Below are 22,359 nucleotides of genomic sequence, written 5' to 3'. Positions count from 1 at the left end.
TGGCGAGGGGGCTATTTTTCTGCACGCCACTGAACTTCCCTTCGCTTTCCCCTCTCTGACTCTGTCACACAAACCAATTGATAATAATTTTCATTTAATGAAGAATGGGCGCCATTATCAGTCAGGAGTATGCCCATGTCCCAGTCCGCCCCGGTCAACCGCCCCCGCCTGCTCACGGTCAAGCACATTCAGGATGTGAGCCCGCACCTGCGCCGGATCTGCCTGACCAGCCCGGAGCTCGCTGACTACCCCTTCACCTGTGGCGGCGCCCATATCAAGATCATGCTGCCCCAGCCGGGCCAGGCCCATGCCGTGCTGCCCACACCCACCCCGCAGGGGCCGCGCTGGGAAGATCCGAGCCAGCGTCCCATCATGCGCACCTTCACCATTCGCGCGTTTCGCCGCGAGGCGCTGGAGCTGGATATCGACTTCGCCCTGCACGATGATGGCGGCCCCGCCAGCCGTTTCGCCAGCCAGGCCAAGCCCGGCGATCTGCTGGCCATCTCGGGCCCGGGTGGCCCGGATCCCATGCTGCAACCGGCCAGTTACTACTACATGGTGGGGGATCTCACCGCCCTGCCCGCCATCAGCGCCATGATTGAGGTGATGCCTGCCGATGCCCGCGGCCACATCGCCCTGCTGGTGCCCTATCAGGAAGATGTGCAGGATCTGTCGCTGCCCGCCGGGGTAAGCCTGCGCTGGTTTGTCGGCACCCCCGAGCAGACGGCGCCGCTGGTGGAGTACTTCACCGCCCTGCCGCTGGAGGAGCAACAGAGCTACTTCTGGTTTGGCGGGGAAGAGGGCTTGGTGGTCCCCATGCGCCGTCACGTACGGCGCACGCTCGAGGTGGATCGCACCCGGGTCTACGCCGTGCCCTACTGGCGCCACGGCAAGGATGAAGAGGCCTATCACCATGCCCGTCACGACGTGATGGACAGCTGAATCAGCTGATTTTGTCCTGAAATATCAAGCCCATGGCCTGCCGGTCATGGGCTTGATTGCCATTGGAGCGGCCTTGCCCGCCGGCGCTCTCCCCCCATTCTGGTGTGCCACTCGGTTGTGCTTGCATTTGCGGCCGACAACAAGATAATGATAATCACTCTCAACAATAACAGGTGATGACGCCCCATTGCAGCTCCCGTCCGGGTCCCGGTGTGGAGTGCACGTCACTCACTCCTATGCACAGCAAGGTAATCCAGATGGCAGTTTTAAACTCGGTAATGCGCGCCTTCGCGGTGGAGGCACTCCCCACTCCTGCCGACCTGTTGGCACTTCATCCCTGTCCCGCCGAGCTGGCGACCCGGATCGACCAGCACCGCCAGCAGGCTCGCCGGATCCTGGCAGGAGAGGACGATCGCCTGCTGGTGGTGATTGGCCCCTGCTCCATCCACGATCCCCTCGCCGCCCTCGACTATGCCAGACGGCTGGCCTCGCTGGCCCACGCCTATCAGGATCGGCTGCAGATAGTGATGCGCACCTATTTCGAGAAGCCCCGCACCACGGTGGGCTGGAAGGGGCTGGTGTTCGATCCCCATCTGGATGGCAGCAACGACATCAACCACGGCATGCGGCTCGCGCGCCAGCTGCTGCTCGACATCAACCAGCTGGGGCTGGCCACTGCCACCGAGTTTCTCGATACCACCAGCTTCCTCTACCTGGCCGATCTCATCAGCTGGGGGGCGATCGGTGCCCGCACCACGGAGTCGCAAGTTCACCGGCAGCTGGCCTCGGCCCTGCCCTGCCCCGTCGGCTTCAAGAACGGGACGGACGGCAACATCCGGGTGGCCATCGATGCCATTCAGGCGAGCGAAGCCTCCCACCTGTTTACCGCCCCCGGCAGCCAGGGCGGCATGGTGGTGATCAAGAGTGAAGGCAACCCGGCCGGCCACATCATTTTGCGCGGTGGCACCCTCCCCAATTACCACCAGAGCGACGTGGAAGAGGCGGCCGAGCGACTGGCACGGCAGGGGCTCCCCCCTCTGTTGATGGTGGATTGCAGCCATGGCAACAGCCAGAAGCTGCACAAGAACCAGATCCGGGTGGCGGGGGAGCTCTGCCGCCAGCTGGCAGAAGGCAGCGACGCCATCGCCGCCGTCATGGTCGAGAGTTTCCTGCAGGGCGGCAGCCAGAAACCGGCCCCTCTAAGCGAACTGGTCTACGGCCAGTCGGTCACCGATGCCTGCCTCTGCTGGGATGATACCCAGACCCTGCTCGCCATGCTGGCGGATGCCGTCGAGCGGCGCCGCCAATATCCGGGACAGCCCCGGCAGGACCCTGTTCGCTGGCCGGCCCAGCTGGCAAGTTGAATCCATAGGGTGAATAAGGCTCCCGTAACGGGAGCCTTATTATTTCCCCACTCTCCTTTTCCAATCCCTCCGCCATACCACCGATTAAATGCCCAGGGCATCTCTTTCCCATAAAAAGTGCGCAGGTATCCGGCGCCTGCCGCAATAAAACAACCGGGGTAATACGCTGTGGTTCGTCCAATCAGGTCGCTGACAGTGAGCAGACCGATTAATGCCATGGGCACAACCAAGGGGAGAGGCAAGGCGCCAGAAACAGGCGATCTCTTAATGCCGATGGTATCGTCCTGGAATGACCTACCTAATACTTGACGGGCTATATGAGTCCAGCAACAGGAGGAGAAGAAGGCTGCCAGTCACACCATAAAAACGATGTCGGTGATGAAAAAACCAGCCGACTGCAAATTAATCGTTCAATCAGGCGGCAACAAATAGGGGTGAGATCATGCGATTGTCATGCGACAAAAATCAGTCGGATAAAACAGCATGGGGAATTGACAGGGGCGGCTTTCAATGAACACAAATAATAATGCCGCCTCATGGGCGGCATCATTCATGATCGACCCTCAGGGATCAGATCAGGAAATCATTCAGATCCTTGCCCAGCGCAACTTGCTCGGCAATGGCCTTGGGCATACGGCCCTGACCGGTCCAGGTCTTCTCCTGGCCATCTTCCTGATACTTGTACTTGGCAGGACGCGGAGCACGCTTGCTCTTGGTCGCGCCGGCAGCGGCAGCCGGGGCGGCAGCGCTGTTCAGCAGTTCACGGGGATCGATACCAGCCTGCTGCAGCATTTCGGTGAACTCGTTCAGCTTGCGCTGACGCTCTTCCTGCTCGGCACGCTCCTGTTCAACAGAATCGGCGCGCTCGTTATATACCAGATCGAACTTCTCTTTTGCTTCTTGCAGCTGTTCAAACGGCAATTCACGGATGGCCGCACGCAGGCTGCGAATGTTCAGCAGAACTTTCAGAAACTCGTTCATTACTTCCTCACAGAATTATTTTTGTTTGTCACAGGGATAACACAGCTTGAGAATAGCACGGCAGTTTGAGAACAACATAATGTTTTTATAAGAGCTGTCACTTTCTTAACAAAAAAGTTCTGGCTGAATATAGCGGCCACTTTATTCAGCCATTACTCATTGGCCCGCCTGCAAGATGGTTTACCATGCAATTCCCCCATGTAACGCATGGCAAATAGATCCGGCACAGCTTGTCATATTTTCCGGCAGGTGATGCCAGCTATTTTTACAATTAGCCACGGCTGTTAATTTTTCCGCCACTCACACGAGACTCTAGGTAGACAATTGACACTATATATTGCCGGCGATGGCTGCCGGCAACCTCTCCGGTGCGAATAGGCAAACTGGACATGGTAAACCGGCTTATTCCAGGATCAGCCGCCGCCAGGGGCCGGTGATCTCGCAGTGGCCGGTTTCAGCCGTGTTCTGCCAACCCAGCCGGTGATAAAACGCCAGCGCCGCCGTGTTGTTGATGGCCACCTTGAGGGATGCAGGCTTGTTGAAGGGGGCCAGCCCCTGATTCAGCAGGGCCCGTCCCATGCCCTGGCCATGCCAGTCGGCCGAGACATAAAGGTGGTGCACAAAGCTCTCATCGCCCCAGATGGAGATGAAGCCGCAGGGTGTCCCCCCCTGCTCAGCCACCCAGATCTGCTCGCCCCGGGTCTGCTCGTCAAAATCTTCCAGCCGGAACTGGGCAGGATCGACCCAGTGAAAGGTCTGGCGCCGCCCTTTCAAAAACAGCTGCGCCAACTGGGGAATATCCGTCTCTCGCATGGCTCTGATCATCAAACTGTCCCTGTCATATGAGTACCACCCCACTCTCCATGGAACACGGGGGCCCTGTCAAATCGCCGGCACAGAATAACGCCGCCGCGATGGCAGGGGTGTGACACACCTCTGTCCATTTCATGAGCCATGGGACTATACTGCCTGAGTCCCGTGTATGGATGTTTTGAGGCTCGCTGATTTATGGATAACAAGCAGATAGAAGGCAATATCTTTGTTCCGGCCCATATCGACGACGTCTGGCGTGCCTGGACAACCGAAAGCGGCCTGCGCAGTTTTCTGGCGCCGGAGTGCCTGATGGTGCCGGAACCGAATGGTCCCTTCGAAATCTATTTCAGACCCGATGCCCCGCTGGGCGAGCGTGGCAGCGAAGGTTGCCGGGTGATGGCCGTCATGCCCCACGACCTGCTCAGTTTCAGCTGGAATTTTCCCCCCTCCCTGCCCCATATCCGCCAACAGAAGACCCAGGTCTGCCTGCGCTTCGTGCCGGAAGGTCAGGGCACCCGACTCTACTTCCTGCAGACCGGCTGGGCCAACGACCCGGACTGGGATCAGGGCTACGCCTATTTTCGGGATGAGTGGCTGGAGACCAGCCTGCCTCGCCTGCAGTACCGCTTCACCCATGGCCCCATCGACTGGAACAACCCGCCGGACAAGCAGCAGTTGAAATCCCTGGCCCAATAAGCGCCCATAGAAAGCAAAACACCGCCAGCTGGCGGTGTTTCTTTTTCCTTGATGGTGAGCCCGGCACGGGCCGATTCACACCCCCAGCCGATCGCGCAGGGTGTACCAGGCGGCGCCGGCGGCGGTGAAGGGAATACGGAACAGGCGACCACCCGGGAAGGGGTAGTGCGGCAGTTTGGCGAACGCATCGAAGCGCTCCGCCTGACCACTCAACACCTCGGAGAGCAGCTTGCCCGCCAGATGGGTACAGGTGACGCCATGGCCGCTGTAGCCCTGCATGTAATAGATGTTGTGGCCGATACGGCCAAACTGCGGCAGCCGCGACAGGGTGAGCAGGAAGTTGCCGGTCCAGGTGAATTCCACCTTGACGTCAGCCAGCTGGGGGAAGGTCTTGAGCATCTTGGGGATGATCAGCCGCTCGATGTCCGCCGGATCCCGCGCCCCATAGACCACGCCGCCGCCATAGATCAGCCGGTGATCGCCGGAGGTGCGGTAGTAGTCGAGCAGATAGTTGCAATCTTCCAGGCAGTAGTTTTGCGGCAGCAGCGAGCGGGCCCGCTCCTCCCCCAGCACCTCGGTGGCGATCACCTGGGTGCCGCAGGGCATGCTCTTGCCGGCGAGCTCGGGCACCAGGTTGCCGAGATAGGCGTTGCCGGCCACCACCACGTAGCGCGCCTTCACCGCCCCTTTGGCGGTCTTGACCAAAGCAGGCTGACCCGGCGTGATGCTGGTGACGGCGGACTGTTCGAAGATCTTGCCCCCCTGCAAGCGGATGGCCTCCGCCTCCCCCAGCGCCAGGTTGAGGGGGTGAATGTGGCCGCCGCTCTTGTCGAGCAGGGCGCCGACGTAGCGATCGCTCGCTACCACCTCGCGTACGCCGTCGGCATCGAGCAGCTCCAGCTTGTCGTTGCCCCACTTCTCCCAGCGCGCCTTCTGCGCCTTGAGCTCGTGCAGCTGCTTCTCGGTCTCGGCGGCGAACACCCCGCCCTCCTGCAGATCACACTGGATGTTGTAGCGCTTGATCCGCTCGCGGATGATCTGGCCCCCCTCAAACAGCATGGAACCGAGCAGCCTGGCCTGTTCGGGCGGGCAATTCGCTTCTATGGTGTCGATGTCGCGGCTGTAGGAGTTGACGATCTGGCCGCCGTTGCGCCCGCTGGCGCCAAAACCCACCCGGGCCGCCTCCAGTACCACCACCGAATAGCCCTTTTCCACCAGATGCAGCGCGCTGGAGAGGCCGGTATAACCCGCCCCGATGACGCAGACGTCGCACTCCAGCTGTTCGGTCAGCGTCGGATAGGGCGCGTGTTGGTTGGCACTGGCTGCGTAGTAACTGTTTACATGTTCGGTCATGATCCCTGTTTCCTTACAAGTTCTTTTCCCAAACGAGACGATGTCTCGACACTAGAAGTTGGCCGGGGTGTGGGCACTGACGATACGGCAGACCTGCCCCGACGGATTGCTGAAACTGTGGGGCTCGCCCGTGTCGATCACGTAGCTGTCCCCGGCACTGAGCTGATAGGTCTGGCCCGCCACCGTCAGGATCACCGACCCCTCCAGCACGGTACCCACCTCCTCCCCCAGGTGGGTGACCTGGCCGCCGGTGTCGGTGCCGGGGGCGTAGGTCTCCAGCATGAAGCCGAGCTGGCGACGGTTGTTGCCGTTGTGCACCAGCTTCATGGAGACCCCCTGGCTGCCCAGCTCGATCAGCTGCTCGGCCCTGATCACCACGCTCGGCGTGCTCGCCACCTCCTCTTCGGCAAAGAAGCGCGACAGCGGCAGCTCGTAGACGCTGAGCAGCTTTTGCAAAGAGGCCACCGACGGGCTCACCTTGTCCTGCTCTATCATGCAGATGGCGCCATGGGTCAGCCCGCTCAGCTCGGCCACCCGCCGCTGGGAGAGCCCCAGCCGGCGGCGAGTGGCGGCCAACCGCTCCCCCATGCTCTGCGCCTGGGTATTCTGCGCCAGCGGGTTGTCGGTCATGGACTGCCAGCGCGTCTCGCCCTGTGGTTGCTGCATTCGGCCACCTCCCTGTATGCCTGGTAGGAGCCATTGGCGGCCCCGGTTAAAATAGCGAGTCAATCCGACCGACCTGTTTGTTATCCTGCACAGTGCATTCCGTTCATTATTTTGCACACCCTGCACCACAGAAACCGGTAAAATCGCTCCAACAGCTCCATTTCTAGCACGCGACACACAGTTTACTCAAATATATTTAACACTTGAAAAACATTTCAGCTCAATTTATGGTCTTCCTGTGCTTATTATTCTATACGGTGGCGGCACAGGATGAGCCGGCCCCCTGACCCACAATCGAGGCTTGCTATCTATGTCAGCATCACAACCCGCACTCTCCCTGATCAAATCCCTTGCCTATATAGATGGTCGCTGGTGCGAAGCCGGCGGCGGACACCGGTTCGAGGTGCACAACCCGGCCACCGGCCAGGTCATCACCCAGGTACCCGACATGGACGAGGGCGACACCCGCCGCGCTATCGCCGCCGCCCATGCGGCCCAGCCGGGCTGGGCGGCGCTCACCGCCAAGGAGCGCAGCAACCGGCTCTACGCCTGGTTCGAACTCATCATGGCCAACCAGGAGGAGCTGGCCCGCATCATGACCTGCGAGCAGGGCAAGCCGCTGGCCGAGGCCAAGGGGGAGGTGGCCTACGGTGCCAGCTTCATCCAGTGGTTCGCGGAAGAGGGTAAACGCGCCTACGGCCGCACCATCCCGGGTTTCTCCAGCGATCGCCGGCTGGCCACCATCAAGCAGCCAGTGGGGGTAGTCGCCGCCATCACTCCCTGGAACTTCCCCATCGCCATGATCACCCGCAAGGCGGGCCCGGCGCTGGCCGCCGGTTGCACCATCGTCATCAAGCCAGCCGCCGAGACCCCGCTGTGCGCCCTGGCGCTGGCGGCGCTGGCGGAGCAGGCAGGCATCCCGGCCGGGGTCATCAACATCGTCACCAGCCATCAGGCCGCGGCGGTGGGCAACGAGCTGTGCAACAACAAGACGGTGCGCAAGCTCTCCTTCACCGGCTCCACCCGCATCGGCAAGCTGTTGATGCGTCAGTGCGCCGACACCATGAAGAAGCTGTCGCTGGAGCTCGGCGGCAACGCCCCCTTCATCGTGTTTGACGACGCCGATCTCGACGCCGCCATCGCCGGGGCGCTCGCCTCCAAATACCGCAACGCCGGCCAGACCTGTGTCTGCGCCAACCGTATCCTGGTGCAGGCCGGCATCTACGACGCCTTCGCCGAGAAGCTCACCGCCGCGGTCAAGGCCTTCAAGGTGGGCGACGGCATGAGCGAAGGCACCCAGATAGGCCCGCTCATCAACCCGGCCGCCGCCAGCAAGGTGGCCGAGCTGGTCAAACAGGCCACCGCCGCCGGCGCCGAGCTGCTGCTGGGGGGCGAAGCCCATCCCGCCGGTCCGCTCTTCTACCAGCCCACCATTCTGGGCAAGGTGGATAAAACCAACCCCATCCTGCAGGAGGAGATCTTCGGCCCGGTCGCGCCACTGGTGCGCTTCGAGACCGAAGCCGAGGCCATCACCCTGGCCAACGACACCCCCTATGGTCTGGCCGCCTACTTCTATGGCCGCGACATCGCCCGCGTCTGGCGGGTGGCCGAGCAGCTCGAATACGGCATGGTTGGCATCAACGAGGGGATCATCTCGACCGAATTGGCCCCCTTTGGTGGCATCAAGGAGTCGGGCCTGGGTCGTGAAGGGGCGGCCGAGGGGCTGGAGGAGTACCTCGAGACCAAGTACCTCTGCTTTGGCGGCATCCGCTAGGCAGTCACATCTTGCGCCGACGGCCGGGCCTGCAACAGGGGCCTGCCACCCGCCGGCGCAGCCATATCAATTCACAAGGACGAAGTGAGTGCTCCCAAGGGGGCCTCGCCACATTGAGACAGGGGCCCCCGGCCCCTCAGGGAGGAAAGATGAGTCAGTCAGCATCAAACAAGGCGTGGCAAGCGCGCCGTGAAGCGGCCGTGGTCAACGGCGTCGGCACCCTGCTGCCGGTGTTTATCGAGCGGGCGCAAAACGCCGAGCTGTGGGATGTGGAGGGCAACCGCTACATCGATTTTGCTTCCGGCATCGCCGTACTCAACACCGGCCACAACCACCCGAGAGTGGTGGCCGCGGTACGCGCGCAGCTGGAAAAATTCAGCCACACCTGCTTCCAGGTCACCCCCTACCCCGGCTATATCGAGCTGGCGGAAAAACTGAATGCCCTGGTGCCCGGCCCCACCCCGAAGCGCACCCTGTTTCTCTCCACTGGTGCCGAGGCGGTGGAGAACGCCATCAAGATCGCCCGCGCCCACACCGGCCGCAGCGGCACCATCGCCTTCAAGGGGGGCTTTCACGGCCGCACCATGATGGGGATGGCGCTCACCGGCAAGGTGGTGCCCTACAAGACCGGCTTCGGCCCCTTCCCGGGGGAGGTCTATCACCTGCCCTTCCCGAGCGACTATCTGGGAGTGAGCGAGGCCGATGCCCTGGCTGCGCTGGATCTCTGCTTCAGCTCGGATATCGAACCGACCCGGGTGGCCGCCATCATCATCGAGCCGGTGCAGGGTGAAGGGGGCTTCTACCCCGCCTCCGCCAGCTTCATGCAGCGCCTACGCCAGCTGTGCGATCAGCACGGCATCCTGCTCATCTGCGACGAGATCCAGAGCGGTTTCTGCCGCACCGGCAAGACCTTCGCCACCGAATACAGCGGCATCGAGCCGGACATCATGACGCTCGCCAAGAGCCTGGCCGGCGGCTTCCCGCTCTCCGCCGTGGTGGGCAAGGCGGAGGTGATGAACGCCGCCAAGCCGGGTGGCCTGGGCGGCACCTACGCCGGCTCGCCCATCGCCTGCGCCGCCGCCCTGGCGGTGCTGGAGGTGATCGAAGAGGAGCGTCTCAACCAGCAGGCCCAGGCCCAGGGCGAGCAGATCAAGGCGCGCCTGCAGCAGCTGGCCGAGCGTTTTGACTGCATCGGCGACATCCGCGGCCCCGGCGCCATGGTGGCCATGGAGCTGGTCAAGCAGCGCGATGCAAACCAGCCGGATGCCGACCTCACCAAGCGACTGGTGGCCGAGGCGGGCAAACGCGGGCTGGTGCTACTGGCCTGCGGCGTGCGTGCCAACGTCATCCGCTTCCTGGCGCCGCTGACGGCCTCGCCGGCCATCATCGAGGAGGGGCTGACCCTGCTTGAACAGGCCCTGCAGGCGGCTCACGCCTGATCTGAAACAGAGCATTCGCCCATTAGTGCAAAAAAATGCGTTTTTGCCCCCTTGATATGCTTGTCAAGGGGGCAACACGAATGCACAATGCGCCGCCGCGTAAAAGGACCGACCACTTGCTGAGTCAGGTTCTTTTTTTGCGGCAAACAAATCCACAACGAGGCCGGAACCGACCGGAAAAGATAGCGAGATGGGTTGCCATCTCACGACACCCGCTTCTCTAGTGAGGAACACCATGGGGTATTTCACTGCTTTCCTGCCGGCCCGCGCCGGTCTGCGCCGCCTTGCTGGCGCCCCCTATGCCCAGGTTGATGCCGTCAGCCTGATCCCTTCGGCCCGGATTGAGGGGAAAGCACAATGAATGCCCAACCCGTCGGCCTGAAAAAAAGCCTGAAGCTGTGGCACGTCGTCATCATGGGTCTGGCCTACCTGACCCCCATGGCGGTGTTTGACACCTTCGGCATCGTCACCGAAATCACCGAAGGCCATGTGCCCACCGCCTACCTGTTCGCCCTCATCGGCATGCTGTTCACCGCCATGAGCTACGGCCACCTGGTACGCAAGTTTCCCTCGGCAGGCTCCGCCTACACCTATGCCCAGAAGGTGTTCCACCCTTACGTGGGCTTCATGGTGGGCTGGGTCTCCCTGCTCGACTACATGTTCATGCCGATGATCAACATGCTGCTGGCCAAGATCTACATGGAGGCCCTGTTCCCGAGCGTGGAACCCTGGACCTACATCCTGGGGCTGGCCGCCGTCATGACCTTCCTGAACCTGCGCGGCATCAAGCTGGTGGCCAACTTCAACAGCCTGATCGTCATCATGCAGTTCAGCATCATCGCCGTCTTCATCGGCCTCATCGCCTGGGGTGTCTACCATGGCGAGGGGCTCGGCACGGTGGCGAGCAGCCGTCCCTTCTTCTCCGATCAGATGGCGGTGGCCCCCCTGCTCACCGGCGCCTCCATCCTCTGTCTGTCGTTCCTCGGCTTTGACGCCATCACCACCCTGTCGGAAGAGACGCCGAACGCGGATCGGGTGATCCCCCGCGCCATCGTGCTGACGGCGCTGATCGGCGGCGTGCTGTTCATCTCCGTCTCCTACTTCCTGCAGCTGTTCTTCCCGGACATCTCCCGCTTCCAGCAACCGGATGCGGTGCTGCCGGAGATCGCCCTCTATGTGGGCGGCAAGCTGTTCCAGGCGGTAGTGCTGGTCTGCACCACGGTGGCGGTGCTGGCCTCGGGGCTCGCCTCTCACGCCGGCGTGTCGCGCCTGCTCTACGTGATGGGACGGGATCGCGCCCTGCCGAGCCGCTTCTTCGCCTATATCCACCCGACCTGGCAGACCCCGGCGCTGAACGTGCTGCTGGTGGGGATCCTGGCCCTCTCGGCGGTGTCGTTCGATCTGGAAATGGCGCTGGCACTGATCAACTTCGGCGCCCTGGTGGCCTTCACCTTCGTCAATCTGGCGGTGATTGCCCACTTCTACGTCAAGCTCGGTCACAACAAGACGCTGCGGGATCACCTGATCTTCCTGCTGCTGCCCCTGTGTGGCGCCGCCTGCATCGGCGTGCTCTGGCTCAACCTGGAGCCGGCCTCCTTCGAGCTGGGGCTGATCTGGGCCGCCCTCGGCGCCCTCTATCTGCTGCTGCGCCTCACCGTGTTCCGGGTCCAGCTGCGACGGCCGGAAACCGACGCCTCCTGAGCCCCCTTTTCATGACTACTGCGCCCGCCTTTCGCGGGCGTTTTTTTACCCCTGTTCACCCGCCGTGACAGCACCCTTCGCGCCAGAGCGGCTCCGCTCGCGCCCCTGTCAGCACAGGCTGCCAGCCGGGGGCTCAACCCAGACCTGCCCCAGGTCAACAAAATCCCCTGACGGGGGCATTTTTTCTTGTGTCCTCCCCCCCCCTGAGGGCACAATACGCCGCCCCTGAGAGCCGATGTTTTTTGCAACATCGGTTCTTCGTTTTTAAGGGGTAAACCACATTCACCAAGAGGCCGGACTTTGTACCGGAATTGATACCGAGATTGCCAGGCAATCTCCCGACGTTGTGAGGAAATACATGGGGCATTTCATTGCTTTCCTGCCGGTCCCCGCCGGCGTGCGCCACTTGTCTGTGCCACAGACCGGCGCCCCCTGTGTCCAGCGACGCGCTGCGTCCCTGATCCCGTCCCCCTTCGCCGACCTGGCGATCACAGAGGAGAAAGCGTGATGGCCGGTGCCAAGCTGCTCAAGACGCTCACCCTCTTCCAGGTAGTGGTGATGGGTCTGGCTTACCTCACACCCATGGCGGTATTCGATACCTTCGCCATCGTCGGTGACATTACCGAAGGCCGCGTCGCTACCGCCTATCTGCTGGCGCTCGGCGGCATTCTGCTGACCGCCATCAGCTACGGCCACCTGGTGCGCAAGTTCCCCTCCGCGGGCTCTGCCTATACCTACGCCCAGAAGGTGTTCAACCCCTACATCGGCTTCATGGTCGGCTGGTCATCCCTGCTCGACTACATGTTCATGCCGATGATCAACATCCTGCTGGCCAAGATCTACCTGACCGCCATGTTCCCCGGCGTCGAGCCCTGGATCTTCATCTTCGGTCTGGTGACCGTGATGACTTTCCTCAACCTGCGCGGCATCAACCTGGTGGCCAACTTCAACGGCGTCATCGTCTTCATCCAGCTGGCCATCATCACCGTCTTCCTCGGTCTGATGGGCTGGGGCATCTATCAGGGTGAAGGGGCGGCGACCCTGCTGAGCAGCCGTCCGTTCCACTTCGAGTCAGCCGGCATGGTGCCGCTGTTCACCGGCGCGACCATCCTCTGCTTCTCGTTCCTGGGCTTCGACGGCTTGAGCTCGCTCTCCGAAGAGACCCCGAACGCCGGCAAGGTGATCCCGCGCGCCATCGTGCTGACCGCGCTCATCGGCGGCATCATCTTCGTGACCGTCTCCTACTTCCTGCAGCTCTACTTCCCGGATCTGGCCCGTTTCAAGGAGCCGGACGCCGTGCTGCCGGAGATCGCCCTCTACGTCGGCGGCACCCTGTTCCAGAGCGTGGTACTGGTGTGCACCACGGTAGCCGTGCTGGCCTCCGGCATGGCCGCCCACGCCGGCGTGTCGCGCATCCTCTACGTGATGGGGCGCGATCGGATGATCCCGGAGCGGGTATTCGGCTACATCCACCCGAAATACCGCACCCCGGCCATCAACGTGCTGATGGTGGGTGCCCTGGCCCTCTCCGCGGTGTCGTTCGATCTGGACATGGCGCTGGCGCTGGTGAACTTCGGTGCCTTGGTGGCCTTCACCTTCGTCAACCTGTCGGTCATCGGCCAGTTCTGGGTGCGCGAGAAGCGCAACAAGAGCCTCAAGGAGCACCTGCTGTTCCTGCTGCTGCCGCTGCTGGGTGCCGCCACCATAGGCGCGCTCTGGATCAACCTGGAGCAGAGCTCGCTGGAGCTGGGCCTGATCTGGGCCGGCCTCGGCGTCACCTACCTGTTCCTGCGCCTCGCGGTGTTCCGCATCCCCTTCCGTCAGTACGAAGAGGCGGCCGACTCGCAGTAAGCGGCCAGCGCCAACCAAGCAGAAGGGGAGCCATGGCTCCCCTTCTTCGTGCACGTCATCTGATCACCGCCCTCGCGGCAGCCGGGCTCAACCCTGGTTGATCACCGCGGTGGCGGCCGCCTTGAGCGGATCCTTGGCCACCGCCTTCACATCCTGCTGGGTCTGCTTTAGCTGCTGACCGGCCTGATCGACCTTCTGCTGGGTCCCCTGCAGCTGGCTCTTGCCCTCCTTGAGGCCGGCGGTTTTCTTCTCCAGCACATCCGTGGTGTGCTTCTTCACCTCGGCCCCGGCCTTCTCTTTCTGCTGGCGCACCAGCTTGTCGGTATCACAGCGCCCCTTGACCCCCAGGGTCGCATTGAGCGCCTCGTTCTTCATTGCCTTGTCGAGGTTGCACTCGGATTTCAACACGCTCGCCTGGGCACCGACAGACAGCAGACCCAGGGACAGACACAACACCCATGCACGCATAACAACACCACGCTGGTTGAGATAAGGAAGGCCGCAGCATAACGCCCTGTCCCCCGGCTGCAAGCCGCCAGACACATTCGCAGCCAAACGGGGCGAGATCCCGGCCCAGTCCGACACCTTCTGTCCCATCTTCCCCACCCGGCCATGTCATCAAATCATCACAAAAGTGTCACTTTGTCATATTTCTGTCATGGAGCCCTGCTGTAATGCGCCCGTCCATTTTCAAGCAGACTGTCCCAAGAGGCTTCATGCACAGCACCCCATCTTTTGCACAACAGCAGACCCGTCGTACTGGCCCACTGTTCAACTGGCTCGCTGTGATCACCCTGATCTACCTGATCCTGGTTGCCGTCGGCGCCGTCTCCCACGGCTTCAAGGGCTTCTCCGGCGGCGCCGAGGGCGCGGCCCAGATCTTCGCCTTTGCCAACAACCCCTTCGTCGCCCTGCTGCTCGGCATCCTGGCCACCGCGCTGGTGCAATCCTCCAGCACTGTCACCTCGGTGATCGTCGGTCTGGTGGCTGGCGGCCTGCCCATCGGCATGGCCATTCCCATGGTGATGGGCGCCAACCTCGGCACCACCATCACCAACACCATCGTCTCCCTCGGCCATATCCGGGATCGGGGCGAGTTTCGCCGCGCCTTTGCCGCCGCCACCGTGCATGACTTCTTCAACCTGCTGGCGGTGTTCATCTTCCTGCCGCTGGAGCTGATGTTCGGTCTGCTGCAAAAGAGTGCCGAGGCGCTGGCCACCCTGCTGGTAGGCTCCGCCGACATGTCGATGAAGGGGATGGATTTCATGAAGCCCCTCATCTCCCCGGCCCTCAACTTCATCGATGACCTGGTGGCCTTCCTGCCGGGCAAAGGGCCGGCCATCGCCACCATCGTCATCGGCATCCTGTTGATCCTCGGCTGCGTCACCTGGCTCGGCAAGGTGCTGCAACGGGTGCTGGTCGGCCGTGCCAAAGAGGTGCTGCACAAGGCGCTGGGCCGCGGCCCGCTGACCGGCATCGCCTCCGGCACCCTGGTTACCGTCATGGTGCAGTCCTCTTCCACCACCACCAGCCTGATGATCCCGCTGGCCGGCGGCGGCGTGTTCAGCACCCGTCAGCTCTATCCCTTCACCCTGGGCGCCAATATCGGCACCACCATCACCGCCCTGCTGGCCGCCACCGCCATCAGCGGTGCCGGGGCCAAGCTGGCGCTGACCATCGCCCTGGTGCACGTGTTGTTCAACCTGTTCGCCGTGGTGCTCATCTACGGGGTGCCCTTCCTGCGCGAGCTGCCGGTCAAGGCGGCCGAGGGGCTGGCCCGGGTCGGCAGCGAGAACAAGCTGCTGGCGCTCGGTTACGTGGCGGGCCTCTTCTTCGCCCTGCCCGCCCTGATGATGGTGGCCGCCAAGTAACGACCGCCCTGACGACGAGGGGGAGGCGCCAGTCGCCTCCCCCTGCTCATTTGCCCGTCCAGTCACATCCTGCCCCGCCCCGGCTCGCCCTGACGCCCCGGCTGGGATAAGATGCCGCACTCACTGCCCTCCCGGCATTTCACGACATAGGGATACCCGATGAAACTCGTTCTGATCGCGCTGCTGGTTGCCGGCGTCGCCTACTACTTCTACTCGAGCAGCAACAACAGGAAGCTGGCGGAAGAGAATGTGCGCAAGGGGGCCGAGTTCCTCGCCGCCAACAAGGAAAAACCCTTGGTGACCACCACCGCCTCCGGCCTGCAATATGAAGTACTGACCCCGGGCAGCGGCACCGTTCACCCCACCGCCACCAGCAAGGTGAAGGTGCACTACGAGGGCAAGCTGCTGGACGGCACCGTCTTCGACAGCTCGGTCGCCCGCGGCGAGCCCATCGAGTTCGGCCTCAACCAGGTGATCAAGGGCTGGACCGAAGGGGTACAGCTGATGGTGGAAGGGGAGAAGACCCGCTTCTACATCCCCGCCAACCTGGCCTACGGCGATCGCGCCGCCGGCAAGATCCCGCCGGGATCCGTTTTGATCTTCGACGTGGAGCTGCTGGGTATTCAGTAAACCGGCCAGATCCCGCCCAGCGCCCGTGCTGATTTTCGACGTGGAACTGCTCGGTATTCAGTAAACCGGCCAGATCCCACCCAGCGCCCGTGCTGATCTTCGATGTGGAGTTGCTGGGTATTCAGTAAATTGTTGATGGCAGGCCTGTCGCCTGCCATCTCCCCCAGGGCCGGCCACTGCGCCGGCCTTGTTATTGGTGATCTCTCCTCCTTCCCACCCATCACTATCAACCAATAGTGAAGAGTGCTTATTCATAAAGCCGGATTGTTAACTAACATTTCGGGGCAGATAATGACCATATCGTCAGCGGCATGTCGCCCTGGCCCACCGTTTTCGGTGCCCTGGCACCGGTACAACGCATATGGAGTCTGTCATGTCTATCGCCCCCGTCTGGTTCATCTCCCATGGCGCCCCGGATCTGGTTCTGCGCGACCAGCCGGCGACCCATTTCCTCAAAAATCTGCGCCTTGGCGATCTCAAGGGGCTGGTGGTCATCTCGGCCCACTGGTTTACCCGCAGCGAGCTGCAGATCAACGTCGAGCCCAATCCGGCCCTGATGTACGACTTCTACGGCTTCCCCGAGCCGCTCTATCACATCCGCTGGCCGGCCAGCAGCCCGCTCTGGTTGCAGGAGGCGGTGAGTGACCAGCTGCTGCTGGCGGGCCTGCCCGCCGAGCCGGTGCGCCGCGAGCTGGATCACGGGGTCTGGTCGCCGCTCTCGCTGATGGATCCCGCCAGCAGCGTCCCGCTGGTGCAGCTCTCCATCCCGGCCAGCTTCACCCCGCGCCAGCTGTGGCAGCTGGGGGAGGCGCTGCAGCAGCTGCGTGCCCAGGGGATCGGCATCCTGGCCTCCGGCGCCATCACCCACAACCTGCGGGCACTGGGGCCGGAAAACTCGCCGGTGCCGGGCTGGGCCCGCAGTTTCGTCGACTGGCTGGAGTTGACCATGGCCGAGGGTGACAGAGCGGCGCTGGAAGATTACCGCGCCCGCGCGCCGGGGGCGGTGGAATCCCACCCTCACGACGATCACCTGCGCCCGCTGTTCGTGGCACTCGGCGCCGCCGGCCAGGACAAGCCGGTCAAACTGCACGACAGCTGGGATGGCGGCAGCCTCTACATGGGCTCCTACCGCTTTGCATAGACGCGGCTGCCGTTCAGGCCAAGGCGTAGAGCAGGAGAATCGGATACAAGTGGCTGCGATCAGTGCTAAGTTATGTTGCAACCCATTTGATACCACTTTGAACCAACACAGAGCGCCGTCATTTGCGCTCTGTGTTTTGATTGCGGGATATCAGGGTTTACTTTCAATGCATTAACGCTACTCTGGCCAAAACGGCAGAATCGTCACATCGGGTGTGTTCTACGTCATCAGCGAGGCAAGGAGGCTTCAGCTTGCGCAATCACCACCCCTTTTTAGGGTTGAACCGCAGTGCAGGCCTGGTATTGCTCATCGGCCTGCTGCTCTCCCTGCTCGGCACCCTCCTCCTCCATTACAGCAATGACAAGCAGGTGCAAGCCAGCATCACGGCTGCCACGGAGCACGTCGCAGATACCGTCAAGGCGCGACTCGATCTGTATCAGTACGGTCTCAGAGGGGTACGTGGCGCCATCCTGACCGCCGGCGAACACGCCTTCAACAACGAGGACTTCGTTCGTTACAGCCTGACCAGGGATGTGGACAGTGAATTCCCCGGTGCCCGGGGTTTTGGCTTCATCAGGCGAGTGAAGGATGCCGATCTCGACGACTTCATCCAGCGCGCCCGACGAGATGGGCGGCCAGGTTTCACCCTTCAGCTGCTCTCGCCCTATCGGGGTGAACATTTCATCATCCAGTTTATCGAGCCGCTATCACGCAACAAGGCGGCCATCGGGCTGGACATCGCCTCGGAGCCCTCGCGCCGTGAGGCGGCCCTCGCCGCTATCCGCAGCGGCGAGGTACGGCTGACGCCCCCCATCACCCTGGTACAGGCCACGGGCAAGCCAAGGCAATCCTTTCTGATGCTGATGCCCATCTACCGCACCGTGACCACTCCAGCGACTCCCGAGGAGCGAGAGGCCGCCGGGTTTGGCTGGAGCTATACCCCCTTGCTGATGGAAGAGTTGCTGGACGCCCTGCATCTGGAGAGCCCGGCCTTTCACATCAGACTGATCGATGTGACCGACCCCCGGCATATCCAGCCCTTCTATACCAGTGCCATCGACCATGAGTCGCGCAATCCGCACCACATCACCATGTCCAGAGCCGCCGAGCGGGAAATTCATGGCCGCCGCTGGCAGATCAGGCTCGACGCCCACCCCCTGTTCGTGGCGCAGCTCAACCAGACCTCCCCCTATGTGGTGTTGTTCACCGGCGGCCTCTTCACTTTGCTACTCACCCTGCTTGCGCGCATGCGGGCCCAGGGGCAACAGCAACGTCTGCAACTCATTGAGGAACAGGCCAGGCTGGCCGCCATCGTGGCCGGTGCCAGTGACGGCATCATCGCCAAGACCCTGAGCGGCGTCATCGTAAGCTGGAACAAAGGGGCCGAAGATCTGTTCGGTTACCCGGCCGGCGAGGCGCTGACCCGTACCGACAGTGCGCTGTTTCAGACGGATCACGACAGCGCCAGCGAGAAAGCGCTGCTCGCCGACCTCAGGCAGGGCGTCCGGATCCCGAGCTTCTCCGCCCGGCGTCGGCACAGGGACGGCCATCTGCTGGATCTCTCCATCTCCATCGCCCCCATCTATGACCATAGGGGCAAGCTGGTCGGCACCTCAGAGACCATCCGGGACATCACGGCCCAGAAACAGGCAGAGGCCAAGATCCTGGAGCTCAACGCCAATCTGGAACATCAGGTGGCAGAGCGCACGGCTGAGCTGAGCAAGATCAACGTGTTATTGAGCAACGTCCTGCGCTCAGCCTCGGCAATCTCCATCATAGCGGCCGATCTGGAGGGCACCATCACCCTGTTCAACGAGGGGGCCGAGCAGCTGCTGGGATACAGTGCCGCCGACGTGGTCGGCAAGGAGACCCCCGGCATCTTCCACACCCGCGACGAGATGCAGGCCCGCAGTGTCGAGCTCAGCGCCCAATATGGCGAGCAGATCAGCGGTTTCCAGGTGTTCGTCTACAAGCCGGAACGGGAAGGGGCGGAGAGCCGGGAGTGGACCTATGTGCGCAAGGATGGCAGCCGCTTCCCCGTCACCCTGGTGATCACCGCCATCCGTGATGAACAGGGGCACAGTCAGGGCTACCTTGGCATCGGCCTGGACATCACCGACAGCAAGGCGGCCGAGAAGAAGCTGGCCGAGAGTCTCGAGATCACCCGCGCCATCCTGGACACCGCCGTCAACCCCATCATGACCATGGATCCTGACGGCCGCATTCACTCCCTCAACCCGGCCGGTCAGACCGCCTTTGACTATCAGGCCGGCGAGATCCAGGGCCGACAGGTGCAGACCCTGTTGCAAAGCAGCGATGAGTACGCGCTGGGTGAGGCCCCCCTCGGCACCCTCAGCGACAGCCAGCTGGCCGCCCTGATGGAGAGGGAGTTTATCGGGCGGCGGCGCGATGGCAGCGAGTTCCCGCTGCAGATGTCGATCGGCCGGATGCAGGCTGCAGGCTCCAGCATGTTCGTCTGCATCATGACCGACATGACCCAGCAGCTGGCCCAGCGCAACGAGATCCTGTCGACCCGCGATCAGCTGCAGATGGCGGCCGACGTGGCCGAGCTGGGGATCTGGTCATGGGAGCTCGGCAGCAACGCCCTGAGCTGGAACAACCGCATGTTCGAGCTCTACGATCTGCCGCTGACGCTCAGGGAGGAGGGGCTCAACTACCAGCACTGGGCAAACCGGGTGCACCCGGACGATCTGGCGGCCACCACCGCCAGCCTGAACCGCGCCGTGGCCGGCACCGGCATCTACGACCCCATCTTTCGGGTGATGCAGGACAACGGCGATCACCGGGTGATCCAGGCCGGGGCCAAGGTGGAGCGGGACAGCAGCGGTCAGGCGCTGCGCGTCATCGGCTTCAACCGTGACATCACTGCCCAGACCGAGCTGGAGTCCCGTCTGCTCTATGCCAAGGAGCAGGCAGATGCCGCCAGCCAGACCAAGTCCTCCTTCCTCGCCAACATGAGCCACGAGATCCGCACCCCCCTCAACGCCGTGCTCGGCATGTTGCAGCTGATCCAGTACACCGAGCTCACCGCCCGCCAGCTCGACTACGTGGTCAAGGCGCACTCTGCGGCCAACTCCCTGCTGGGCTTGCTCAACGATATTCTCGACTACTCGAAGATCGAGGCCAGCAAGCTGCAGCTCGACCTGCACCCCTTCGACATCGAGCTGCTGATGCGGGACCTGGCCATCGTACTGGACGGCAACCAGCGCCAGAAAGAGATCGAAGTCATGTTCGATATCGACTCCCATCTGCCCAATCTCCTGATCGGTGACAGCATGCGCCTGCAGCAGGTGCTCACCAACCTGGCGGGCAATGCCCTCAAGTTCACCATCAAGGGCCAAGTGGTGATCACCATGGCGCTGCTGGCCCGCCATGAGCAGACGGTCACCATCCGCGTGGCCGTCACCGACAGCGGCATCGGCATCAGCGCCCACCAGCTGGAGCGCATCTTCGAGAGCTTCACCCAGGCCGAGGCCTCCACCACCCGTCGCTTCGGCGGCTCCGGACTGGGGCTGGTGATCTGCAAACGCCTGCTCAAGCTGATGGGGGCAGAGCTGCGGGTCGAGAGTGAACCTGGCCGTGGCAGCCGCTTCTGGTTCGACATCACCCTGGCACAGGCCGCCCCCCAGTCTCTCAAGGAGGCCTGCCCGGACATGGCACCGCCACCCTACATTCTGGTGGTCGATGACAGCGAGCTGGCGGCAGAGCTGCTGCAACGCACCCTGCTGCAGCTCGGCTGGCAGGCCGAGCTGGTCCACTCGGGGGCAGAAGCCGTCCGCCGGGTCGGCGAGGCCCGTGCCCTGGGCCGTCCCTTCGACATAGTGCTGATGGACTGGAGCATGCCGGGCATGGATGGACTGAACGCCGCCGCCCAGATCCGGCTACAGGCCGGGCAAGACCCAGCCCCCGGAGTCATCATGGTCACCGCCTACGGCCACGAGGTGTTCACCGAGTCGCACCAGTCGGGCGCCACCCCCTTCGTCAGTCTGCTGACCAAACCCGTGACTCCCAAGCAGCTGGCAGAGGCCATCTATCAGGCCCTCCATGGCCAGGACGTCGCGCCCGCTCTCCCTGCCCAGCACACCCGCCGGCTGAGTGGTCTCACCCTGCTGGTGGTGGAGGACAATCTGCTCAACCGCCAGGTTGCCTGCGAGTTGCTGAGCTGCGAAGGGGCCAGGGTGCTGCTGGCCGAATGCGGGCGGGACGGGGTGGCCATGGTGTTGCAGCAAGCCCCCTCGTTTGATGCCGTGCTGATCGACATGCAGATGCCGGATATTGACGGGCTGGAGGCCACCCGCCAGATCCGGGCCCACCCGCAGTTTGCCAACCTGCCCATCATCGCCATGACCGCCAACGCCTCGGAAGCGGATCGCCAGCTCTGCCTGGCTGCCGGCATGAATGAGCATGTGGGCAAGCCCATTGCCCTCGAACAGCTGGTCTCCACCCTGCTGGCCCAGCTTGGCAAGGCTGGCCAGCCAGCCCTTGCCCAGCCCCCGTCCCCCGCAGCCAGCGAAGCCCTGCTGGAAGCGGAATCCGTCATACGCCAGCGTTTTGACAACGATATCGAGCTGCTGCAACGGATCCTGGGCCTGTTCGGCCCCGACATGGCAGAACAGCTGGAGGCCTTGCACCAGGCCATCGCCGCTGGCCAGGTCACGGAGGCCTGTCGCATATTGCACGCAATCAAGGGCAGTGCCAGCACCATGGGGGCCTGCCGACTGGCCACCCTGGCCAAGGCGCAGGAGCAGGCCCTGCTCCACGCCGACCAGTCGCAGGCCGCAGCGCTGCTGGCTGACGCCGGCTGGCTGCAGCTGTTGCAGGAGACGGTGCGGCTCAGCCTGGAGAGCCTCGACAAAACCTTCGCCCCGCCCCCCGATACCACCGCACCGCCGGCCGATGATGCCTTGTCCCTCGCCGAATGGCGGGAGGCCATGCAGCGCATCCTGACGCTGCTGGAAGATGGCAATCTGGCGGCGGTCGAGCTGACCGAGGCCCTGGCGCCCAAGACGCCGCCGCAGTTGCACGCCGCCTTTCACCAGTTTGCCGGCCTGATCGAGAATCTGGAGTTCGACGCCGCCCTCAAGTTGGGGAAATCCCTGTGCGTCAACCAATGATG

At 62.9% G+C, this 22,359-nt stretch carries 18 protein-coding genes; 13 read left to right on the top strand and 5 right to left on the bottom strand.

All coding sequences use genetic code 11. From position 1 onward, the window contains the following. Positions 1-135: 135 nt before the first annotated feature. Together AB5Y94_RS14280 and AB5Y94_RS14275 are read left to right on the top strand one after the other, a co-directional pair. Positions 136-942 carry a siderophore-interacting protein gene (locus AB5Y94_RS14280; protein WP_017780719.1) on the top strand — a complete coding sequence of 269 codons (807 nt, stop codon included), beginning with the start codon at positions 136-138 and terminating at the stop codon, positions 940-942. 257 nt (positions 943-1,199) lie between these two features. After that, positions 1,200-2,306: a 3-deoxy-7-phosphoheptulonate synthase gene (locus AB5Y94_RS14275; RefSeq protein ID WP_368205890.1), complete on the top strand. Its 1,107-nt coding sequence runs from the start codon at positions 1,200-1,202 to the stop codon at positions 2,304-2,306. Positions 2,307-2,876: 570 nt separating this feature from the next. Here the strand turns inward: AB5Y94_RS14275 and AB5Y94_RS14270 are convergent. Further along, positions 2,877-3,287, bottom strand: a complete 411-nt coding sequence (locus AB5Y94_RS14270) for an H-NS family nucleoid-associated regulatory protein (protein ID WP_005303032.1) — start codon at positions 3,285-3,287, stop codon at positions 2,877-2,879. Between the two features lie 402 nt (positions 3,288-3,689). Continuing rightward, positions 3,690-4,112 carry a GNAT family N-acetyltransferase gene (locus AB5Y94_RS14265; RefSeq protein WP_041203688.1) on the bottom strand — a complete coding sequence of 141 codons (423 nt, stop codon included), beginning with the start codon at positions 4,110-4,112 and terminating at the stop codon, positions 3,690-3,692. Between the two features lie 183 nt (positions 4,113-4,295). On the opposite strand from AB5Y94_RS14265, the gene AB5Y94_RS14260 reads away from it, so the two are divergent. Beyond that, entirely contained in the window at positions 4,296-4,796 is a 501-nt protein-coding gene (locus AB5Y94_RS14260) for an SRPBCC domain-containing protein (protein ID WP_005303036.1), read from the top strand. A gap of 75 nt (positions 4,797-4,871) precedes the next feature. On the opposite strand, the gene AB5Y94_RS14255 is transcribed toward AB5Y94_RS14260, so the two are convergent. Beyond that, positions 4,872-6,149, bottom strand: coding sequence for an FAD-binding oxidoreductase (locus AB5Y94_RS14255; RefSeq protein ID WP_095592324.1), 1,278 nt, complete (start codon positions 6,147-6,149; stop codon positions 4,872-4,874). Positions 6,150-6,200: 51 nt separating this feature from the next. Beyond that, entirely contained in the window at positions 6,201-6,815 is a 615-nt protein-coding gene (puuR, locus tag AB5Y94_RS14250) for an HTH-type transcriptional regulator PuuR (RefSeq protein ID WP_017782011.1), read from the bottom strand. Positions 6,816-7,125: 310 nt separating this feature from the next. On the opposite strand from puuR, the gene AB5Y94_RS14245 reads away from it, so the two are divergent. The 6 genes from AB5Y94_RS14245 (at position 7,126) to AB5Y94_RS14220 (ending at position 13,580) form a co-directional block, all read left to right on the top strand. Then, positions 7,126-8,589: an NAD-dependent succinate-semialdehyde dehydrogenase gene (locus AB5Y94_RS14245; RefSeq protein WP_368205888.1), complete on the top strand. Its 1,464-nt coding sequence runs from the start codon at positions 7,126-7,128 to the stop codon at positions 8,587-8,589. Between the two features lie 149 nt (positions 8,590-8,738). Continuing rightward, on the top strand, positions 8,739-10,028 hold the full coding sequence (gene gabT, locus AB5Y94_RS14240; protein WP_124250655.1) for a 4-aminobutyrate--2-oxoglutarate transaminase: 1,290 nt from the start codon (positions 8,739-8,741) through the stop codon (positions 10,026-10,028). 235 nt (positions 10,029-10,263) lie between these two features. Further along, positions 10,264-10,389, top strand: coding sequence for a hypothetical protein (locus AB5Y94_RS14235; RefSeq protein ID WP_005303046.1), 126 nt, complete (start codon positions 10,264-10,266; stop codon positions 10,387-10,389). Then, positions 10,386-11,729 carry an APC family permease gene (locus AB5Y94_RS14230; RefSeq protein WP_005303048.1) on the top strand — a complete coding sequence of 448 codons (1,344 nt, stop codon included), beginning with the start codon at positions 10,386-10,388 and terminating at the stop codon, positions 11,727-11,729. The genes AB5Y94_RS14235 and AB5Y94_RS14230 overlap by 4 nt, the downstream gene beginning before the upstream one ends. 358 nt (positions 11,730-12,087) lie before the next feature. Next, complete coding sequence (locus AB5Y94_RS14225) at positions 12,088-12,237, top strand: hypothetical protein (RefSeq protein ID WP_005303052.1); 150 nt, start codon at positions 12,088-12,090, stop codon at positions 12,235-12,237. Beyond that, complete coding sequence (locus AB5Y94_RS14220) at positions 12,237-13,580, top strand: APC family permease (RefSeq protein WP_005303054.1); 1,344 nt, start codon at positions 12,237-12,239, stop codon at positions 13,578-13,580. Before AB5Y94_RS14225 ends, AB5Y94_RS14220 begins: the two co-directional genes overlap by 1 nt. 87 nt (positions 13,581-13,667) lie before the next feature. Here the strand turns inward: AB5Y94_RS14220 and AB5Y94_RS14215 are convergent, their stop codons facing one another. Beyond that, positions 13,668-14,048 (bottom strand): hypothetical protein, encoded by a 381-nt coding sequence (locus AB5Y94_RS14215; protein WP_043171522.1) that lies wholly within the window; start codon positions 14,046-14,048, stop codon positions 13,668-13,670. Positions 14,049-14,296: 248 nt separating this feature from the next. Here AB5Y94_RS14215 and AB5Y94_RS14210 point away from each other — a divergent pair, with 248 nt between their 5' ends. The 4 genes from AB5Y94_RS14210 to AB5Y94_RS14195 all read left to right on the top strand — a co-directional run bounded on the left by AB5Y94_RS14210 (position 14,297) and on the right by AB5Y94_RS14195 (position 22,357). Then, entirely contained in the window at positions 14,297-15,451 is a 1,155-nt protein-coding gene (locus AB5Y94_RS14210) for a sodium dependent phosphate pump (RefSeq protein ID WP_010633351.1), read from the top strand. Positions 15,452-15,610: 159 nt separating this feature from the next. Beyond that, positions 15,611-16,081, top strand: coding sequence for an FKBP-type peptidyl-prolyl cis-trans isomerase (locus tag AB5Y94_RS14205; protein WP_010633350.1), 471 nt, complete (start codon positions 15,611-15,613; stop codon positions 16,079-16,081). A 373-nt stretch (positions 16,082-16,454) separates the two neighbouring features. Beyond that, on the top strand, positions 16,455-17,222 hold the full coding sequence (locus AB5Y94_RS14200; protein WP_017765719.1) for a class III extradiol ring-cleavage dioxygenase: 768 nt from the start codon (positions 16,455-16,457) through the stop codon (positions 17,220-17,222). 251 nt (positions 17,223-17,473) lie between these two features. Continuing rightward, positions 17,474-22,357: a PAS domain S-box protein gene (locus tag AB5Y94_RS14195; RefSeq protein WP_368205887.1), complete on the top strand. Its 4,884-nt coding sequence runs from the start codon at positions 17,474-17,476 to the stop codon at positions 22,355-22,357. Positions 22,358-22,359: the final 2 nt, after the last annotated feature.

This window comes from Aeromonas sp. s5 (genome assembly GCF_040907865.1).
Classification (GTDB): domain Bacteria; phylum Pseudomonadota; class Gammaproteobacteria; order Enterobacterales; family Aeromonadaceae; genus Aeromonas; species Aeromonas dhakensis.
The sequence above is the reverse complement of the archived record's forward strand: the minus strand, read 5'-3'. Positions and strand labels throughout refer to the sequence as shown.

Excerpts from the sequence above, each read along its gene's own strand:
- AB5Y94_RS14280 (WP_017780719.1), top strand. The coding sequence starts at position 136 with ATGTCCCAGTCCGCCCCGGTCAACCGCCCCCGCCTGCTCACGGTCAAG.
- AB5Y94_RS14275 (WP_368205890.1), top strand. The coding sequence starts at position 1,200 with ATGGCAGTTTTAAACTCGGTAATGCGCGCCTTCGCGGTGGAGGCACTC.
- AB5Y94_RS14270 (WP_005303032.1), bottom strand. The coding sequence starts at position 3,287 with ATGAACGAGTTTCTGAAAGTTCTGCTGAACATTCGCAGCCTGCGTGCG.
- AB5Y94_RS14265 (WP_041203688.1), bottom strand. The coding sequence starts at position 4,112 with ATGATCAGAGCCATGCGAGAGACGGATATTCCCCAGTTGGCGCAGCTG.
- AB5Y94_RS14260 (WP_005303036.1), top strand. The coding sequence starts at position 4,296 with ATGGATAACAAGCAGATAGAAGGCAATATCTTTGTTCCGGCCCATATC.
- AB5Y94_RS14255 (WP_095592324.1), bottom strand. The coding sequence starts at position 6,149 with ATGACCGAACATGTAAACAGTTACTACGCAGCCAGTGCCAACCAACAC.
- puuR (WP_017782011.1), bottom strand. The coding sequence starts at position 6,815 with ATGCAGCAACCACAGGGCGAGACGCGCTGGCAGTCCATGACCGACAAC.
- AB5Y94_RS14245 (WP_368205888.1), top strand. The coding sequence starts at position 7,126 with ATGTCAGCATCACAACCCGCACTCTCCCTGATCAAATCCCTTGCCTAT.
- gabT (WP_124250655.1), top strand. The coding sequence starts at position 8,739 with ATGAGTCAGTCAGCATCAAACAAGGCGTGGCAAGCGCGCCGTGAAGCG.
- AB5Y94_RS14235 (WP_005303046.1), top strand. The coding sequence starts at position 10,264 with ATGGGGTATTTCACTGCTTTCCTGCCGGCCCGCGCCGGTCTGCGCCGC.
- AB5Y94_RS14230 (WP_005303048.1), top strand. The coding sequence starts at position 10,386 with ATGAATGCCCAACCCGTCGGCCTGAAAAAAAGCCTGAAGCTGTGGCAC.
- AB5Y94_RS14225 (WP_005303052.1), top strand. The coding sequence starts at position 12,088 with ATGGGGCATTTCATTGCTTTCCTGCCGGTCCCCGCCGGCGTGCGCCAC.
- AB5Y94_RS14220 (WP_005303054.1), top strand. The coding sequence starts at position 12,237 with ATGGCCGGTGCCAAGCTGCTCAAGACGCTCACCCTCTTCCAGGTAGTG.
- AB5Y94_RS14215 (WP_043171522.1), bottom strand. The coding sequence starts at position 14,048 with ATGCGTGCATGGGTGTTGTGTCTGTCCCTGGGTCTGCTGTCTGTCGGT.
- AB5Y94_RS14210 (WP_010633351.1), top strand. The coding sequence starts at position 14,297 with ATGCACAGCACCCCATCTTTTGCACAACAGCAGACCCGTCGTACTGGC.
- AB5Y94_RS14205 (WP_010633350.1), top strand. The coding sequence starts at position 15,611 with ATGAAACTCGTTCTGATCGCGCTGCTGGTTGCCGGCGTCGCCTACTAC.
- AB5Y94_RS14200 (WP_017765719.1), top strand. The coding sequence starts at position 16,455 with ATGTCTATCGCCCCCGTCTGGTTCATCTCCCATGGCGCCCCGGATCTG.